Source organism: Paenibacillus sp. B46(2026) (assembly GCF_056786355.1).
In genome coordinates this window covers 635,962-653,762 of the sequence record NZ_CM165907.1, presented here as the reverse complement: position 1 = coordinate 653,762, position 17,801 = coordinate 635,962, and the positions used below count along the sequence as shown (strand labels likewise).

The window sequence follows — 17,801 nt, the reverse complement described above, 5'->3', positions numbered from 1 at the left end:
AATATGAGGACGGAAGCGCGGATCTGAACGGATAATGCATGGAGACGCGGCCTACATCATCAATTAATGATCAAAGGAGATATGCAAACATGAAAGGCGTACTGAAGGAATTTAAGGAATTTGCCGTACGCGGCAACGTCATCGACTTGGCAGTCGGTGTCATTATTGGGGCTGCTTTTGGTAAAATCGTCACGTCCCTTGTGAATGATATCATCATGCCTCCGGTTGGAAAACTGATGGGTGGAATCGACTTCAGTCAAAAAATCATCAACTTGGACGGGGATATCAAAACAGCAAATGGACAGGACATCACCACACTTGCTCAAGCCAATGACGCTGGCGCTACGGTGATTGCATACGGTCAGTTCATTAACGTCATGATTGATTTCCTCATCGTTGCGTTCTGTATCTTTATGCTCGTTAAGGGTATCAACTATCTCAAAAGCAAAGAACATAAAAAGCCCGAGCCGAAAAAAACGACCAAGGCTTGCAAGTATTGCCTATCTGAAATTCCGGCTGCGGCTACCCGCTGCTCGCACTGTACTTCAGAGCTCGAAGCAGAAGGAAGCGGCGCTCCTGCGTAATTACGATGAGCGTTTAAAAACGCACCGAATTGAATTCTTGATATAATTTTTTTGCTACGGGGGACAACCTCCCACTTGCTGGGGTTTATGTATGAAAAGCTAGCCCTACGGGCTTAGTTAACAATTTATTTGCGTAGCTTAAAAGGTTTTGAGGGTTCCACCGTAAAGGTGGGGCCTTTTTTTATGCCAAACATACATGTGTTACATGTGCTCCCCCATGAATTTCATTAGCACCCATGCTCATGAACTAGAAACGGCGTGGCAGCAAATGCTCCAGGATCGACTTCAGATCCTTATCTTCCTTGTAAACTTCTTCCCCGGTATCAAGCTCTGTTACACGAATATATTCAAAGTTTGCCGAAGCATCCACTGGCTTGAACAACAATTGGGCTTCATCTTCCAAACGTACATTGAATCCCATATCCTTAAACATGGTGGTTAACTGACTGTTAGCGGGTTCTTGACCTTGCCCTACAAATATAAGTCCTCTAAGGCTTTTACGTTCCTGAGGTTGCGGATAAATCACCTGAAAGTGTACAATGCATTCCATACGATCGTTCCCCTTTCGTTTAAAACATACTTTGTGAAATTTTGAACTTTAAAAACTGCTATATAAGGAGATACGTTTCATGACCCCAGAACGTTTCGACATTTATGACGATAAGCAACATTGGATCGGTACGGCACTACGCAGTGAGGTCCATGCCAAAGGTTATTGGCACCGTTCATTCCACTGCTGGATTGTGCGCGACGAAGGCGAACAACGACGGGTTCTTTTTCAGCGGCGACGTGATATTAAGGATACCTTTCCCGGATGTTATGACATTACAGCAGCAGGTCATCTCACCGCAGGTGAACAGCTGCAAGACGCCAGTCGTGAGCTGGAGGAAGAACTGGGTGTGAATACTCCTTTCGAGGCACTAACCTATCTACTCACGGCTACACAGCAGCTCCAAGGAGAGGTCCGTGGTGTTCCATTCGTAGATCGGGAATTCAGTGCGGTCTATGGACTATGTCTCAACCAGCCTCTCGAAGCTTATGTTCTGCAGCCCAGTGAGGTGGACAGCCTGTATGAAGTGCCCCTGGATGATCTGCTCGCCTTGTTTCGTAATGAGATCGACGTCATCCAAGCTACGGGAGTTCAGACTCAGCCGTTGACATCACTGTTAAATTCCATCGGTCATAAGGACCCGTCAAGCGGCGATCATGCAGCTTATGAACCGGAGCGTATTGCTCGCCAGATTCGGGCGAAGGAATTCGTGCCCCATGGCACAGCTTATTATACGGACGTGCTCGAAGCTCTGTATCACGTGCCTAAAGATTGATCACGTACGATCCTGTTCAACCCGATCCAGTTCAATCGAATGTTCATAGCTTCATTTTCTCAAAAATAGCATAACTTCATACCCCTACTATTGACTTGACTGGAAACAGATGCTGTGACGAACATCACTGTCATATCTCAAACCAGCACAAACAGGCGTCTGCCTCGGGGCAGCGCCTGTTATATGTACATACGTATTCGTTTCATCAAGAAAGATACCTTGCGCTGGCTTGTCCACTCCATCAGAAGTGAGTTAGTCCCCGGTCTGCCTAGCTCTGATCGTCCTCTCCTGAAGGAGAAGACCAGTAACGCGCAGAGAGTTTTTCGTACCGGTGCCCATAACGGGACTCCAGTTCCCCACCCATATCCTGTTCCAGTTCATACAACACCAGCTCTTGAGCAAAATGATTCAGCAGCAGCCTGGTCATTACCGGATGCTCCGTCACCACTGCCTGTGTGGCACATGATTCACCGCGCATGCCCAGCATGCACCAGCGGCGGTCTACCACCAGGGAGAATTTCCGACCGTTACCTGTACCATACAAAGGCATACCCGGCCAAGAAACAGGCTGATCCAGCATGCCTTCCCCACCATCACACGACCATAAGAGCCGCACACCGCGAGCTTCAGCCTGCTGTAAGTCATTACGCAGCAGCTCTGCTTCTTCACGCCAAACGTCTACGACAATCTCATGCTGAGCCTCGGCCAATTCACGGCTCAGATTCTCAAACACATTTTTGTCACCTTCGATGTTATAGAAGACAGGCTTCTCCGGTTCACTCTTGGGCATGCTGCTCTGGACATAATCCAGAGAGGTACGCATTTGATCGGAGAGCATACGGGTCATCTCCTCAGGCTTCAGCACACTATACTTCGCCGGTTCCCCTGGACTACACCGCAAGAATCCACGCTGTTCGAGCCGTTGCAGGGTCGCATATACATTGGAACGGGACACGCCCAGCCGCTTCGCAACCTCATATCCTGAAGCTGATCCCTGGCGGGCGAGTTCCACCATAATTTTAGATTCCATCTCGGTAAAACCGAGATGACGCAAATGATGCAGCAGTTGGTCCATATTCCCGTCCCCCCATGCTGTCAGCAACCCGCACTGCCTCACACTGATGCGGCAGAGCTTCTACTGCATCAGATCTGTTCGGCACCACAGCGCGGGCACCATTTGGAACCTTTGGGCAGCTCGGCTGCACAAATCTGACAATTCACCATTTCACGTGACACTTCGGTCTGTACGTCCACCGTGTTCACAATCGGGTTATTTTCTTTCCAGTAGCGGATGCGTTCGTCCAGCTCCTGCTGACGCTCACGTTCCCGTTGCATCTCTTCATCTCTGCGACGTTCCCACTCCGCATCGAACGCTTCCTTCTCTTCCTGCGTAAACTCGGTACTGTTATATTCCGATTCCGTCTCCAGATCGGCTATGGACGGAATGACCGTGTGATACGGCTCATCTTCCTCCAGTTCCAAATCAGGTGACGCATCGAACAAGTCCGGTTCCGGACTATGGGTCTGAGTCTGAGCTACGGCTGCCTCCTGTCTCGCGGCTGTGCTGGCTCCTGCGACTCCTGCAGTTCCTACTTTCGGTGCTGCTGTCTTGAATTCACCCAACTTGCGTCCGCATTTAGGGCAGAAGTTGGCATCCAGGGAAGCGATATGTCCACACTCGCACAACCGTTCATTCTTGAGCTGTGCAATCTTGTTGCGCAGACCATCAATCTCGTCCTGCAATTCGTCGCAGAGCTGCGACAGATCCACCATTTCTTTTTCTGCACGCGTCATATCCTGTGCCCGATAACCCTCATAGAAGATGCGACCCATATCTGTAAAATGGACTTCCTGTTCCTGTTGCAAGCCCACAATCTGGTTGTTCAGTTTCCCAATCTCAACGGCGTGCTGGGCACGCTCTGTTGCTTTGTTCGCTCCGTCTTTGATGCGCTGAAGCAGTTTCATGACCATTCCTCCTCTGTCCCGTCAAAACCAATATTATCATTTCAAATTTTTAGTAAATTAGCATATTACATCCTTCATGCAAAATGCTCAGGCATATAACTTATACGAAATCATGCCAAAAAGTTGCGTAATCTCGTGCAGATGCCCGTTTTATACCGATACTGGATGAAATCGGGGGCTTTCGTCAAGACCATACGTTCGGGTATAATGAAGCTTTGGCCATACTTAACCGCCTGATTAGGCGACTAACTCTATCATACCAATTTACAATGCGATTGTGAAAAGGGCAAATGGATTACTTTTGACTGGGATAGTCCTATCCCTGAATGCATACAGAGGTGGATGAAACATGTTAAGTCCGAACTCAACGTTCTACCCCCGTCCGCTCGGGGTTACCCCGGCGGCGTCCCTGCCCCAGTCCCCGTCTGCTCCGCTGGAGACCAGTCGGCAACTCGTGGGCAATGATCAACAGGATGCCTTCTATTTCCGTTCTCTTGAAGAGGCAGGCATCAAGCTAAACGCACCACAAATTTCGGCTGTCCGTCATGGCAGAGGACCTATTCTGACGCTCGCCGGAGCCGGTTGTGGCAAAACAACTGTGCTGGCTGCAAGAGCTGGCTACCTCATAGAGGTCAGTGGCGTACATGCAGGCAGTATCCTGCTGGTGACGTTCACCAACAAGGCCGCCACCGAGATGAAAGACCGGATCGCGGCATTGCCAGGTATACGCCCAGCAGCTGCAAGAGCCGTGCAGGCTCGCACCTTTCACTCTTTTGCCCTGACATTGCTGCGTCATTACGGTGTCCAGGAAGAGATCTTTGGCGAGTCGCGGGCTCAGCATACGGTGCTGAAGATGCTTCTTCGCCAAAATGGCATGAGTGAAGCCTTCCAGCCTGAAAGTCTGCTGGCCATGCTGTCCGCATGGAAAATGCAAGGATCGGAAACCACCGACTTGCCTGAAAAATCGCAGGAAGAACGCGATGCCAAACGTGTTCTGCTTGGTTACGAAGCCTGGAAGCAGGAGCGGGGCAAAATGGACTTTGACGATATTTTACTGCGCGCAGCCGCTCTGCTTCGTGATCCTGCTGTCCTGGGGCCGCTTCAGAAGCGTTTCCAGTACATTATGGTGGATGAGTTCCAGGATACCAATCATCTGCAGTATGAAATTGTGCAAAAACTGGCTTCCGCCCACCGCAACCTGATGGTTGTGGGAGACGACGACCAGACGATCTATACCTTTAATGGCGCACGCCAGGAATCGATTTTGGAATTCGATAAAGTATACCCAGGTGCACGCATCGTGACGCTGGATATTAATTATCGCAGTGATGCACGCATTCTGGGGCTCGGAAGCGAACTGGTCGCCCGCAATAAACGCAGACGTGACAAGCGGCTGCGTGCCGCTGGAAACCGCGGCGATGCGCCCCGTTTCGCTACACCTTCCAATGCGGAAGAAGAAGCGGCGTGGGTCGTAAACCAGCTGTGCCAACAGGTTGAAGAAGGACAACACACCTATCGTGACATTGCAATTCTTCACCGGACAGCCAGCAGCAGCCGGGCTGTATTCGAGCAGCTTGTGTTGAAAGATGTTCCTTTTGTACAGCATGGTGCTTCCCCGGTGTTCTATGACCAGTCTCTCATCAGACCCCTGATGGATCATCTGCGTCTGTCCCTTGATCCACGTGCCATGGATGCTCTCCCAAGCGCATTGGGACCGCTCTATGTATCACGGGATGCAGGGCTGGAGTGGATTCAGCGCTGTGAACAACAACAGGCGAAGAAATATCCGCTCATCCATCTGGTGAAATGGGACAAGCTGAAACCGTTCCAGCAGGAACAGGTCAAGGAACGCATCAAGCTGATCAAATCACTGCACAAACTGAAACCCATCATCGCCATTCAGGAGATGCGCAGGCAGTTCTACGACAAGTATATGGAAAGTGGTGATCCCAGCATCTTCACCCATTATAAGGAAACGATGCTGGAAACCCTGGATGAATTCGAAGCTGCCGTCAAAAAATTCGAAACGGTGGAAGAGTTCATCCAGTTCGCGGATGAGCTCTCCCGCAGACACCGGGAGATGGAATCTCTGCGCCGTGCACAGGACAGTGACGCAGTACAGCTGATGACCATTCACCGGGCCAAAGGACTGGAGTTCCCTTGTGTGTACTGGATCGGAGCCAGTGAAGGCATTGTGCCTCACAGTACAGCACTTCGCCAGGATATCCCCGAAGATCAGAAAGCTGCGCTTGCTGTGCAGCAGACCGATGCTGAGCTGGACATGGCGCTGGAGGAAGAACGCCGGCTCGCCTATGTTGCCATTACACGAGCCAAGCAGTACTTGTACGTCACCTCGCCGGCAAGCCATCACGGAAAGCCAGCGGATGTATCCCGCTTCCTGCTTGAAGCCTTCGGCATGGAAGTTCCGGACAAACGCAAACCTCGTGAGGAGAGCCGGACGAGCGGTCAGACTTCATATGGTAAAGGTAATGGACAGTATGCTCGCTCAGGTGCTCGTTCCGAAGGTCGGGATATGGCACTGCGCCGTGCCATCAGTCACAGTGACCGTCGTGACTTCGAGGTCCACAACGAACGTGACGAGGATCGCCTCGGTGAACGGCGTGGCAGTGGTGAAATTCGTAACCATAAGGCGTTCAGCACCACAGGTGTAAGTCCGACAGCTGCGACCTCCTCCAGTTCACAGTCGCACACTTCAGGTTCAGGTAATGCCCCACGTACAGAGACCGTTGCGATCTGGAAATGCAGTTCGTCCACCTGCAAAGCGTGGTTAAGACAGAAACCGGCTGTACCTTCTGCAAAAGCAACCAAGAAGGCATCATCAGGCCCTCCCGCCTGTCCCCTGTGTTCAGGATCGATGGAGGGCGGTACCCGCCAGGTTCCCGTAACAGGGAGATTTGGGAAATAAACGAACGGGATACCGTTATAGCTCGTTTCAGGGCGCTTTTTGCTGTTTATTAACAGTAGAAGCGTCTTTTTTCCATTTCAGAATGGGGGTTGGATTATGCAGGACGGCAAACAACATCTGTATGTATCGGTAACACATAATCTTATTGAACAAACACAGAACGAATCTACACCCTTTGAGGTGTTGGTGGATGATGAACAGCTGGGCCGATTGAAAGATCTGATGAAGGTGCTGGAGGATGACGATGCCTATACCTTGCAACGGGCCCCGGTACCCTACAAATCGGCAGACCATGATGAGGCAACAGAGCAATTTTCGGATGGCATGACCTTGCTGTATACCTTTCTGTATGACCATGGCACGCCGGATACCCGGCAGGCAATTGAGAGCATGAACGTGCTTCCAAGGCTGCAGGATACGGATTATGATGATCCGGGGTACGAGAATTCACTACTGAACAAATAACAGGATGCCAAAAAGCATGCGTAGCCGCAGATCACGCGGAAGACGCATGCTTTTGTTATATGAAGGACAACAGGAACGTGAAATGCAGTTAATCCAGACGAATCTCCTGCCCTTTCTCGGCCGATTCGTAGATTCCGCACAGCATGCGCGTGGAAGTCACACCATCCGCGATTGGGCTGATCGGTTCTGTACCGTTCAGACAACAATCCACAAAGTGGTCAATCTGATTCTGGAATGCACTATGAATATGGAGACCCGTATTATCCGTCTGGGGTTCAATATTCAGAATGGTATTATTTTTCTCCGTGACAATCAGCGTCTCTGGCTCCAGTTCAAATCCCCCGTGCTCGCCATACAGTTTCACGGAAGACTCATCCTCACGTGCATGCAGGGTAAAACTCACATCCACTGCCAGCGAAGCCCCGTTTTCAAACCGAATGAGTGCATTCGCCATATCTTCCACGTCATTCACAGCTGCGCTGTAGTCGGCTGCTTTGTAAAAAGAAAGATGTTCGATATGGGCACGATTGCCCAGCTTCCGATACGTATTACCACTGACCGAAACAGGTTTCGGCCTGCCCATCAGATACCAACACTGGTCAATGATATGTACGCCCAGATCAATCAGAGGACCACCGCCGGAACGGCTTTTGTCAGCAAACCAACCGCCTGGATTGCCGTGACGCCGCAGAATGGAAGCTTTGGCATAATACAGTTCACCAAACTCCCCGGCATCAATGAATCTGCGCATCATCTGCATATTGTTATCATAACGACGCACAAATCCAACGATAAAGGTACGTCCGCTCTTCTTCACCGCTTCTTCTATCCGCAGTGCATCTTCCACATTGGTTGCCACCGGTTTCTCCAGCAGTACATGCTTGCCTGCCTCCAGTGCAGCAATGGCAAATTCCGCGTGTGTATTGTTCCAGGTACAGATACTGACAGCGTCCACATGCGGGTCCTCCAGCATCTCCCGATAATCGGTATACACGGATTGGGCATCATACTTCTGTGCCGCAGCCTTAGCCCGCTCTTCGTTCAGATCGCAGATGGCATAGATGACAGCATCCTCGTTTTTGGCGTAACACCTCATATGAAGATCCGAGATTGATCCTGTACCGATCATTCCAATGTGTAACATTTGTTTCGTGCTCATCATCGTCCTCCCTTCCTTTTACACAACTTCCAGAACATCATTATCGTCTAGTCTGCCCGCAGCATGCCTTCGTAAATACCCGGCGTTGAATTTTCGATCTTCACGGCACCTAACGTTCGAGCATAGAAATCCACAGGTCCCGCTGATCCGATAATGGCATAACCGTAACCGTCCGCCTTCATCGCATGCATACAGGCCAGTAACAGGGCTGTGCCTACACCTTTGCCCCGTGCATCCTGGCTCACGCCTGTCGGTCCGAAGAAGTTGCGACATGTTGCTTCGTAACAGGCAAAACCAATCATTTTCCCATGCTCAACCGCAATATAACAGGACACGGGCTGACGCGCAAAAGCGACATCACATTCATCCACCCAAGCCTGGCTAAAATGTGACCTTACCCAATCCAGTACAAGCTGTTTCTCTGGAGCAATGGCTCTTCGAATCACAATGGAGGATTCCTCCAGCGTTCTCAGTCCACTCTCTTGCTCCGGCAAACGATAGAGCGCTACCAACATATCACTCATCTAATCCGTTCCTCCTCGTACTTAAATGTGAAATAGGACAAAGGTTTGGCCACTCACCTGAAATTAACCTGTTCCTGCTTCGGATAACCTGCAATACAAGCGATATTTCAAATCTACACTAACACACCGCTTACATTCATTGCCTTTCAACTGCAACACTGAGACGATTTGTCCCGTCTATTAACTTGAAGCGCGGCCCTAAGGAAGATTTTACCGCGACAGTACACAGATTAGAAGGGATGAATATTGATGAACAACAACATGAAAAAAGTAAGTGCCCTGATGGCCCTATCCATGGCATTGGGCGGTGGAGCCGCTTATGCAGCAACACTGGACAACACAGAACCAGTCCATCAAACATCCGTTTCAGCAAATAGTAACGCAGCTGATGCAGTAAATGTATCCGTGAATGGTGCGTCCATCTCTGATGGTTATTGGAACAAGGATGGCAAAGTAGCCATGATCCCGCTGCGTGATCTTACCGAAGCACTGGGTATTGAACTGGAATGGAATAAAGAAACTAAAACCGCAGAGCTGACCCGAGGTGCTCTCTGGACACAGGTAATCACAGGCAAAGATCAATATTCCGTGAATAAAATGCTGCTCACTTTGGGCACAGCGCCCGAAATCACAGGCGGCAAATTGTATGTACCGGCTTCTTTTGCTGAGAAAGCACTGCATGGACAAGTGAACACAACGAGGAATCAAGTGACTATCTCTAGTGAAGAGGACGTGAAGACGGTTACTGAACGTGGTGTAATTACCAGAATCTCGAACCAAGATAAATATAAGTCCATCCAGATTGGCGGTGCGGGTATGGATGGTATTGTACTCAATCTGAGCGATGATACGAAATTCATCTCAGTAGAGGGGAAAGAGATTGCACTGACCGATCTGGACATCGGCATGAACGTGGAAGCTGAGCATTCCCTGGCCGTCCATAAAAGCCTGCCTCCCCAAACATCAACCTATCAAGTGACTGTACTCGCGACGGCTTCTGAATCAGAGTCCCAACCCAAAGAAACTCTGGGCACGGCTGGTACGATTGAAAATGTAAAAACAGGCGAAGGCAGTATCTCACAGATTGAGATCACGGGTACACGGTTAACAGAAACGGCTCCTGACCATGTCGTGCTAAACATCGACAAAGATACACGGATCGTGAACCACGAAGGTGAAACGGTAAAAGCTGACGAACTGACCAAAGATGCCAAAGTTATCGGCTTTTACAGCCCTGTGTTGACACGCAGCCTGCCTCCAATAGGAACGGCATGGAAAGTGGTTGTTGAAGCACCTGCAGCAGAGCTGGAAGCGAAATAATACGGTTAGTGAAAAGTACGTGCTAAGCCATACGCTGAAGCTGAATATTGCAAACCGCATGTATCTTCTGACATGTGTTGTAATGCGTGTAACGCATCACGATGACCAGCCAGCAGCTCTACGGCTAGCCTATTCAAAAATAACCTTATCCGCCTGTCTTCTGACAGGCATGGGTAAGGTTGTTTTTAAGTTTATGTAGTTATTTTTTGGGATTATTTAGAGCGATACGATTATTCCGGCTTACCTTCATCTTCAACAATCGCTTCCACTTCAATCTCAACCATCAACAGGGGATCAATGAGTGCGCTAACTTCAACCATGGTGGCTACAGGCTGGATCTGTCCAAAAAATTCACCGTGCGCCTTGCCAACTTCCTCCCATCGGGAGATATCGGTTACAAACATCCGGGTTCTCACCACATGCGACAGATCGGCCCCCAATTCTTTCAATGCATTCTCAATCGTCTGCAAAATGAATCTCGTCTGTGCATAGGGATCACCTGCACCAACAACCACACCATCTTGCATCGCCGTTGTCCCTGCCACTTCAATTCGGTTACCTACACGGATGGCACGGCAATATCCCACCAACGGTTCCCATGGGGAGCCCGTAAAAACCTGCTGTCTGCTCATTCTCTCTTCCCTCGCTTTGGTTGTATTTGTCTCAATTGAATTGGATTAAACATGAATTATATCAGTCCACCATCATCTCAGACAATGGAATGAAGTTTAATTCTATCTTAATTCCATTAACATTTTTGCACAGAAAAAAAAATCCCTGAATGACTGCCCATTGTTTAGATCAAGGACGGTTCATTCGGGGATTTATGAGAATTAGTATCTTTTCTTTAAGGAGAAAGCATCCGCATTATAACTTGATATTAGCCTCATCGAAGTATTCTTCCAGAGTTAACCCACTCTTCGCCACATCCGGTGCCAAATCTGTACCGATGTACCGGATATGCCAAGGCTCATAGACGTAACCTGTGGTATCTTCTTCACCTTGCAGATAACGGATGACATATCCATATTCTGCAGCGTGTTCAGCCAGCCACTGGCCTTCCTTCGATGTGCCAAATACCTCTTCCAGCACATTGCCCACACTCGGACTGGATACATCAATGGCAAGACCCGTCTGATGTTCACTTCTGCCTGGTACAGAGCTCACACGATCCGTATATTCTTGACCTTTGGTTTTGACATTGTTGTTGTAGATGGATACCTGACGCTGATATGAACGATAGCCAGACACCGCACGAAGCTCAATGCCATCCGCCTTTGCACCTGCAAACAACTTCTCCAGTGCCTCAGCAGCTTCCTTACGCATATGCCGCTTCTCATGTGGTTCGTCGAAGGAGAAAGGTACATTCGGCTCCACCAGATCGTCCGGCTCGTACCCTTCAGGCAGACTGCGTTGCTTGTTGACAATGACAGTCATAGACTCGGCATTGGTCACCACGGATTGTGCATCAATCGTCGTTTGCAGTGCGCTGATGCTGCGTTTCTCCAACAATGGATCTTCGGCTGTCGCCCCGTTCCCATCGTCCGAAGAGCCCTGCTCTCCGCCCGCTGAAGCATTATCTGACTCACTGCCTGTACCTTCACCGCTGTTGCCAGAAGATGATGTGTCATCCCCGCCAGCATTATCGCCGCCCGTTCCTTTATCCTCCGTAAAATGAACCGTTGTGCCGTCCGACTCTTGTTGTGTGTTACCTGCTCCATTCGGATTCTGGCTCTCCTCTGTGCCGTTCTGGCACGCGGCAAGCAATGCTCCGCATATCATCAATGAGGACAGCATAACCACCATGCGGCGCTGTCTTCCTGTAGTTGATTTCATGTAAAAACTCCTATCGCAATAATATAAATGTTGTCTATTTGTCTGCTCGCAGTGTTCCCTGCGACAGTATACCTTAAATGGGAGCGAAGCTCCACCGGTAAAGACCTCCTTTAGAAGAGATCCGGATGAATATATATGGGCTGCACAGCCTGTATGATCGTTTTTTGGACTTTTAGAGCAACATCCCCGTGCTGTACACAATAGAAGTGCAAAGGGAATATGCCTGCACATATCGAAAAAGTGATTATACCGAGATGCACTTTACTAATGAGCATTTTGGATAAAGACATAGAGCGTCTTGTACCCGGAAATGAATTGAATCAGATAAATGCAAAATGCTGCAATAAAAACAAGCAGGGGTGATCTGAGATCTCCCCCGCTCTGATGGGTGCATCATTTGGTTGCCGGGCTGTCCGTCTTCTTCTGGACAGCCTGCCACATCCGCGCGGCTACACGCTCGCGGATCAAATCCAGCCCTGCGGTGGCCGGCACGCCCGGCAGCAGCGCCGTCAGCTCCGGCAACGCCGGCGGCTTGCCCGGCTGCGTGAGGCGCACCTCAACGGCCCCAAAGCCCGGCCCCGGCTGGTGCATGGCGCCGTCTGCGGCTGCCTCGGCGATCCACTCGCCGACGGCTGCGCCGCCTTCGCCGCCCCGCACCTGCGGGCGGCCAGCCGTTTCCGCTGCGCGGCCGGGGCCGCTGGGATCATGGGCGAGTTCCTCCGCCCATGCCCCCAGCACGCCGGCGAGCAGCGCTTCGCGCGGCAGGCCAGCGTGCGCCAGCTGCAGCAGCGGCTCGGCCGCGAGACGCGCGGCTACGGCGCGCTCAGCGGCCGCGGCATGCGCGCAGCTCGGGCGGCCGCAGGTGCACGCCACGGCCGCGCTGGCCGTTGCTGCGCCTGGCGAGCCTTCCGGCGCTTGCGCAGCCGGCAGCAACCCGGCGAGCTCCTCGGGCGCCGGGCCTTCGCGCAGCAGGGCGTACAGCGTCAGCGGGCGCTTGCGCAGCTGGGCCAGTACAGCCTCGCGCTGGGCTTCGCTCAGTCGCGCCGGCGTTCCCGTGACCGTGAACAAGCCTGCGGCTCCGGTCTTGCCCGCAGCAGCGGAAGTGGAAGCATCATGGTCCGCATCCGCTGCTGTATTTACTTCTGCTGTCCATCCACCGGGGGACATATGCAGCTCGATCTTCCATTTTTCGCTCACAACAATCCCCCATTCTCAACATCTATATTCCCCTGAATGTTCAATGTCACAACCACGTCTCACCCTGAAGAGAGATCAGGCCACGCAGTTCATCATCGGACATCTCGGTTAACCAATTCTCACCTGAACCGACGACCTGCTCGGAGAGTGCCTTCTTGCTTTCGATCAGCTCATCAATTCGTTCCTCCAGCGTCCCCTGACAGATCAGCTTGTGCACCTGCACGTTGCGATTCTGCCCGATTCGGAATACCCGGTCCGTCGCCTGGTTCTCAACCGCAGGATTCCACCACCGGTCATAGTGAACGACATGACTCGCGCGGGTCAGATTCAGACCCACACCTCCAGCACGAAGAGATAGAACAAACATGGACGGACCCTCTCCCTTTTGGAAAGTCTCCACCATATCGTCTCTTTGCGCCTTCGACACACCACCATGCAGGAAATAAGGTTCTTCCTCATATCGCTGTTTCAACCTCGACACCAGCAGATCTCCCATAGCAACATACTGCGTGAAGATCAGGGCAGATTCCCCGTTATCACGGATGGCGTCCAGCAGTTCAAGCAATCGTTCCATCTTACCGGATGCCTCAGCCTTGCCGTGGTCTTTCCGATTAGTATCCGCCAGCACCGGATGATCACAGATCTGCTTGAGCTTGGTCAGGGAGGACAGAACAATCCCCTTGCGGGCAATGCCATTTCTGCCATCCAGACCACCCATCAAATCGTCCACCACACGCTGGTACAACACGGTCTGCTCTGGCGTCAGAGAACAATAGGATTTCAGTTCAAGCTTCTCTGGCAAATCTTTGCGAATATCCGGATCACTTTTCAGCCTGCGCAGCATGAATGGAGATACCAGTCGATGAAGCTCACGCAAGGATGCCGCATTTTCTTCAGATGGACCCAGTCCCGTATAACGCTGACGGAACGATGAAGCTGTACCCAGATACCCCGGATTGAGAAACTGGAAAATCGACCAAAGTTCGCTCAATCGGTTCTCTACAGGTGTGCCCGTCATCGCAATACGATGAAGTGTAGACAGGCGCATCACGCTTTGCGCTTGTTTGGTACGGTAGTTCTTAATATATTGAGCCTCATCCAGCACAATGGTGGACCAATGCAACGAAGCCAGATCCGGTCCATCTCTGCCTGCCAGATGATAGGTCGTGAGTACAATGTCATGCGTCTGCGCTTCTGCCTGAAAATCGTTTCCATGCAGCCGTTGTCCGCCATGATGAATGTACAGCGACAGATCCGGGGCAAAACGCTTCAGCTCACGCTGCCAGTTCCCAAGCAGCGAGGTAGGACACACAATAAGTGCAGGCAGATGAACAGGCTGCTGCACATTAGAATGCTGATCCACCGGGAATGAATCATCTGATCCATTCAGCATCTCATTCTCATGGGCTTCCTCTTCAGCCGCCTGGCGTTCCTCGTGTTTGCGGTCCAGCAGACAGGTAATTACCTGAATCGTCTTCCCAAGTCCCATATCGTCCGCAAGACATACGCCAAAGCCCAGCTCACGCATGGCAGATAACCATTGGAAACCCCGTTCCTGATAAGGACGCAATTCACCATGCAATTCTGCCGGAACCTGACGAGGCTCAATACTGCGAAGCACCTGACCATCGAGCAGGAATGCGAGCAATCCATCGGATTCTGCACCGAAGACGGAAAGACCCTTCCATGCGGAATCCTCCCCTTCATCCGCAGCCAGATGCAACCATTCGGAGAGAGGCATATATTGTTCTTCTTCTTTTTTCATATAACGCAGGACTTGGCGAATCTCTTTCGTATCCACTTCGATCCATTCACCGCGGAACATGACATATGGAACTGTCGATTCAGCGAGCGCTGCCAGTTCCTCCGCCGTGACCGGTTTACCATCCAGCATGGGCTCCGCCTTGAAAGCAACCAATTGTTCCATGCCAAGTGCCGATGTAGCTCCAGGCAACCGCTCTGTTCCCCGATTCAACATCTGCAAACGGAGTCCCGCACGACGTTTCCCGGCACGACTCCACCTTGAAGGCATGAGAACGGTTATCCCGGCCTTCTGCAAACGTGGAACCGCATGCGTGAGAAATTCAAAGAAACCCTGCTGCTCCAGCTTAATTCCCTCTGGACGAGCAGTGAGCAGCGCCGTCTCCAGTTCAGGTGCCAGTTCTGCTGCTTGCCCGAGTGCCATCAATAACTGCTCTGCCGCCGAGGTATATAATATTTTCCCTCGGTCCAGATCTCGCTCCGGGTGTGCCCAGATGGTACGCGCAGGCAACCGCAGGCTCGTTTCCTGCTCACTATCCACCCAGAAGCTGATTCCCCAGATCGTTTCATGTTCGCCCAGTGGCGGCTCCAAACGGAGCACCAGCTTCAATTGGCCTTCGGCAGGCGCCATTTCTTCCGCTCCCACGATCGGCATCGTCGTTCCACCGGCATCCTGCAACGTATGAATAAACGCTGTCATATCGTCCGTAGGTCCTTGCACCGTTACAGGACGGAACATCGATATCAGACTGTTCCACCAAAGCTCGGCTACTGGCGAAGATCCACGTCGATATGGTGTGCGGTAACGGGATAGCTCACTGTCCATCCCCTCCAGCTCACTCGTCACCACAGCATGAATCATGCCACTCATGAATGAAAATAATACCGCCGCCCCTGCTTCCTCACGTGTTTCCGGTTCCAATGAAGCATAGGCTCCGGGAGCAGCCAATCCAATGGGAGGCATCGCTTCAGCAAGATCGCGGAAGCGTTCGATATCTTCCTCCTGCTGCAAGCGTGGCCGCCATACGCCTGTCAATGTCTCTTGCCCGGTCCGTCGACGTGCGCCCGTCTTTGCTGCGAATTCAGCCGATGGAGCAATTGCCCCTCGCAACAGCAGCTCCTGTGTGAACTGCGCCGCTTTGATCCAGTAACGCATCTCTTCTCCAACCTGAATTCCGGCTGCATTGAACAAACGGTCATCCCATTGCAGCAGCAGCCTGAAGGCATCCTTGGGCGAGACTGCCAATCCTTCCAATGTGCGTCCCAGCAGTTGACGCCGCTTCGTGTTCTTGGCTTCTGCCGTGTTCCTCAGCGGGTTCGGCCAGCGCAGCTCCGCAAGACGCAGAGCGGCAGGCTGAAACAGACGACCCCCGTCACCAAAATTCAACCTTCTTACCACGTGGCTCCATGCATCCACACGCGGTTCCGATGTTTCACCGGAAAAACAAAAAAATACGTCACCAAGCCATACTCCATACAGCGATTGCATCATTAAAGTCTCCCGTCATCCCTTCGCATTGTTACTCTCCATCATATACGAAAATGACCGGATTTAAAAACCATTGCCCATAAAAAGTGGTTATTTCGATGGTTAGGGCGTGTCTCAAAACTCGCTGAAGTGCATCTTTTACCCCCTTTTCGCCCCCTGCTGCGTCACTTTCCCTTGACGTGCCCCGGCACGCCTGCGGAAAACTTTCTTGCTTGGAACGAAAATTCGGCAAAATCTGCTTCCTTCGGAGTTTTCAGACACGCCCTAGCGGCAAAAAAAATGTCCCTTCTCCCGAAAAGCGGATGAGGAACATTTGGGTCAACCGAAGGATAATACTGAATATTGAAAGAATTACGGATCGTTACATTACGATGATCTGATCAAGCTGCCCAGCAATACATCCAGGTTCAAAATGCCTGCCCGATGGTCTTCACAGAACCCGATCTTGTCAAAAACACCAAGCATGAAACGGCGGTGTTCCTCAGCTGGTTCCTCGAAACGATCGTAACTCACAACAGAATCGACCATATCTACGATCAACGGCACAAATCCCCCTTTGTAAGGCACCACAATAATACGTGTAGAAGAGGTATCCTCCTGATTCGGCATGCCTAACAATACACGAAGACTCACAACCGAAACGACTTTACCATACAGCGAAGCAAAACCTCTGATCTCCGGACTTCCAAATGGGACCGTTGTCACCTGCACCATTCTGATGATCTCATGAACTTCATCAATTCGTAGTGCAAAGATCTGGTCTCCTACCGAAAAATTAATATATTGCATTCCCTCGTCCATAATTATCCCCATACCCTCTCATTCCGTATAATCAGATCACTGTAAAATATTAAAACAAAACCACAAGAAGAGTACTTTTTTTCGCAAAGTGACCTGCTTGTGGTTCGCATTCACCAAGTCACCTCAGGTACTTTCGTCCCATTAGATGTTACTTTGGTGTATCGGTTATTTTCAGGCAAATGTTTAGGGTTCAGATCAATTTTGCCAACTTCAACAGACGTTGCATTCAGGTTGTGACGGGTGGTGGAAGTCAGTCGTTTCAATACGGAGAGTAAGTAACCTGACATCAATCTCATTATTTTAGTTGCAAAAAAAAGACCAAAGATTGGCTTGAAGCTGATCTTTGGTCTTTTTTTTCCCCATATTTATGGATCTGTTTCTATGTTTTCAAATACTTGGAACAAAAAAACGAGATTTCTGTGGGTAACTTATATTTCAGCTCCAAAAAG

At 50.8% G+C, this 17,801-nt stretch carries 16 protein-coding genes; 5 read left to right on the top strand and 11 right to left on the bottom strand.

The window, feature by feature from the left end; translation table 11 throughout:
- Positions 1-89 precede the first annotated feature (89 nt).
- Positions 90-584, top strand: coding sequence for a large conductance mechanosensitive channel protein MscL (gene mscL / locus AC1S8V_RS03075; RefSeq protein ID WP_482072383.1), 495 nt, complete (start codon positions 90-92; stop codon positions 582-584).
- Positions 585-831: 247 nt separating this feature from the next.
- Here mscL and AC1S8V_RS03070 read toward each other — a convergent pair whose 3' ends face one another.
- Positions 832-1,134 carry a hypothetical protein gene (locus AC1S8V_RS03070; protein ID WP_056695593.1) on the bottom strand — a complete coding sequence of 101 codons (303 nt, stop codon included), beginning with the start codon at positions 1,132-1,134 and terminating at the stop codon, positions 832-834.
- Positions 1,135-1,213: 79 nt separating this feature from the next.
- On the opposite strand from AC1S8V_RS03070, the gene AC1S8V_RS03065 reads away from it, so the two are divergent.
- On the top strand, positions 1,214-1,909 hold the full coding sequence (locus AC1S8V_RS03065; protein WP_482072382.1) for an NUDIX hydrolase: 696 nt from the start codon (positions 1,214-1,216) through the stop codon (positions 1,907-1,909).
- 268 nt (positions 1,910-2,177) lie between these two features.
- Here the strand turns inward: AC1S8V_RS03065 and AC1S8V_RS03060 are convergent, their stop codons facing one another.
- Together AC1S8V_RS03060 and AC1S8V_RS03055 are read right to left on the bottom strand one after the other, a co-directional pair.
- Complete coding sequence (locus AC1S8V_RS03060) at positions 2,178-2,984, bottom strand: TrmB family transcriptional regulator (RefSeq protein ID WP_482072381.1); 807 nt, start codon at positions 2,982-2,984, stop codon at positions 2,178-2,180.
- 68 nt (positions 2,985-3,052) lie between these two features.
- Positions 3,053-3,874, bottom strand: a complete 822-nt coding sequence (locus tag AC1S8V_RS03055) for a zinc ribbon domain-containing protein (protein WP_482072380.1) — start codon at positions 3,872-3,874, stop codon at positions 3,053-3,055.
- Between the two features lie 349 nt (positions 3,875-4,223).
- On the opposite strand from AC1S8V_RS03055, the gene AC1S8V_RS03050 reads away from it, so the two are divergent.
- On the top strand, positions 4,224-6,800 hold the full coding sequence (locus AC1S8V_RS03050) for a UvrD-helicase domain-containing protein (protein ID WP_482072379.1): 2,577 nt from the start codon (positions 4,224-4,226) through the stop codon (positions 6,798-6,800).
- 96 nt (positions 6,801-6,896) lie between these two features.
- Positions 6,897-7,265, top strand: a complete 369-nt coding sequence (locus AC1S8V_RS03045) for a hypothetical protein (protein ID WP_482072378.1) — start codon at positions 6,897-6,899, stop codon at positions 7,263-7,265.
- A gap of 88 nt (positions 7,266-7,353) precedes the next feature.
- Here AC1S8V_RS03045 and AC1S8V_RS03040 read toward each other — a convergent pair whose 3' ends face one another.
- Complete coding sequence (locus tag AC1S8V_RS03040) at positions 7,354-8,424, bottom strand: Gfo/Idh/MocA family protein (protein WP_458127142.1); 1,071 nt, start codon at positions 8,422-8,424, stop codon at positions 7,354-7,356.
- A 47-nt stretch (positions 8,425-8,471) separates the two neighbouring features.
- Positions 8,472-8,948: a GNAT family N-acetyltransferase gene (locus AC1S8V_RS03035; protein ID WP_339181627.1), complete on the bottom strand. Its 477-nt coding sequence runs from the start codon at positions 8,946-8,948 to the stop codon at positions 8,472-8,474.
- A 261-nt stretch (positions 8,949-9,209) separates the two neighbouring features.
- On the opposite strand from AC1S8V_RS03035, the gene AC1S8V_RS03030 reads away from it, so the two are divergent.
- Positions 9,210-10,268 (top strand): copper amine oxidase N-terminal domain-containing protein, encoded by a 1,059-nt coding sequence (locus tag AC1S8V_RS03030; RefSeq protein ID WP_482072377.1) that lies wholly within the window; start codon positions 9,210-9,212, stop codon positions 10,266-10,268.
- A gap of 230 nt (positions 10,269-10,498) precedes the next feature.
- Here AC1S8V_RS03030 and AC1S8V_RS03025 read toward each other — a convergent pair whose 3' ends face one another.
- The 6 genes from AC1S8V_RS03025 to AC1S8V_RS03000 all read right to left on the bottom strand — a co-directional run bounded on the left by AC1S8V_RS03025 (position 10,499) and on the right by AC1S8V_RS03000 (position 17,615).
- The gene (locus AC1S8V_RS03025; protein WP_482072376.1) at positions 10,499-10,900 is read right to left on the bottom strand and encodes a RidA family protein; all 402 of its coding nucleotides are present in this window, start codon (positions 10,898-10,900) and stop codon (positions 10,499-10,501) included.
- A 235-nt stretch (positions 10,901-11,135) separates the two neighbouring features.
- The gene (locus AC1S8V_RS03020) at positions 11,136-12,104 is read right to left on the bottom strand and encodes a M15 family metallopeptidase (protein ID WP_482072375.1); all 969 of its coding nucleotides are present in this window, start codon (positions 12,102-12,104) and stop codon (positions 11,136-11,138) included.
- Positions 12,105-12,497: 393 nt separating this feature from the next.
- Positions 12,498-13,301, bottom strand: a complete 804-nt coding sequence (locus tag AC1S8V_RS03015; RefSeq protein ID WP_482072374.1) for a hypothetical protein — start codon at positions 13,299-13,301, stop codon at positions 12,498-12,500.
- Between the two features lie 46 nt (positions 13,302-13,347).
- A complete protein-coding gene (locus AC1S8V_RS03010; protein WP_482072373.1) occupies positions 13,348-16,554 on the bottom strand; it encodes a DEAD/DEAH box helicase in 3,207 nt (1,068 codons plus the stop codon).
- Positions 16,555-16,917: 363 nt separating this feature from the next.
- Positions 16,918-17,340, bottom strand: coding sequence for a chemotaxis protein CheW (locus AC1S8V_RS03005; protein ID WP_482072372.1), 423 nt, complete (start codon positions 17,338-17,340; stop codon positions 16,918-16,920).
- 122 nt (positions 17,341-17,462) lie between these two features.
- A complete protein-coding gene (locus AC1S8V_RS03000; RefSeq protein ID WP_482072371.1) occupies positions 17,463-17,615 on the bottom strand; it encodes a hypothetical protein in 153 nt (50 codons plus the stop codon).
- Between the last annotated feature and the right edge of the window lie 186 nt (positions 17,616-17,801).

Excerpts from the sequence above, each read along its gene's own strand:
- mscL (WP_482072383.1), top strand. The coding sequence starts at position 90 with ATGAAAGGCGTACTGAAGGAATTTAAGGAATTTGCCGTACGCGGCAAC.
- AC1S8V_RS03020 (WP_482072375.1), bottom strand. The coding sequence starts at position 12,104 with ATGAAATCAACTACAGGAAGACAGCGCCGCATGGTGGTTATGCTGTCC.
- AC1S8V_RS03065 (WP_482072382.1), top strand. The coding sequence starts at position 1,214 with ATGACCCCAGAACGTTTCGACATTTATGACGATAAGCAACATTGGATC.
- AC1S8V_RS03055 (WP_482072380.1), bottom strand. The coding sequence starts at position 3,874 with ATGAAACTGCTTCAGCGCATCAAAGACGGAGCGAACAAAGCAACAGAG.
- AC1S8V_RS03070 (WP_056695593.1), bottom strand. The coding sequence starts at position 1,134 with ATGGAATGCATTGTACACTTTCAGGTGATTTATCCGCAACCTCAGGAA.
- AC1S8V_RS03010 (WP_482072373.1), bottom strand. The coding sequence starts at position 16,554 with ATGATGCAATCGCTGTATGGAGTATGGCTTGGTGACGTATTTTTTTGT.
- AC1S8V_RS03005 (WP_482072372.1), bottom strand. The coding sequence starts at position 17,340 with ATGCAATATATTAATTTTTCGGTAGGAGACCAGATCTTTGCACTACGA.
- AC1S8V_RS03025 (WP_482072376.1), bottom strand. The coding sequence starts at position 10,900 with ATGAGCAGACAGCAGGTTTTTACGGGCTCCCCATGGGAACCGTTGGTG.
- AC1S8V_RS03060 (WP_482072381.1), bottom strand. The coding sequence starts at position 2,984 with ATGGACCAACTGCTGCATCATTTGCGTCATCTCGGTTTTACCGAGATG.
- AC1S8V_RS03035 (WP_339181627.1), bottom strand. The coding sequence starts at position 8,948 with ATGAGTGATATGTTGGTAGCGCTCTATCGTTTGCCGGAGCAAGAGAGT.
- AC1S8V_RS03050 (WP_482072379.1), top strand. The coding sequence starts at position 4,224 with ATGTTAAGTCCGAACTCAACGTTCTACCCCCGTCCGCTCGGGGTTACC.
- AC1S8V_RS03045 (WP_482072378.1), top strand. The coding sequence starts at position 6,897 with ATGCAGGACGGCAAACAACATCTGTATGTATCGGTAACACATAATCTT.
- AC1S8V_RS03030 (WP_482072377.1), top strand. The coding sequence starts at position 9,210 with ATGAAAAAAGTAAGTGCCCTGATGGCCCTATCCATGGCATTGGGCGGT.
- AC1S8V_RS03040 (WP_458127142.1), bottom strand. The coding sequence starts at position 8,424 with ATGAGCACGAAACAAATGTTACACATTGGAATGATCGGTACAGGATCA.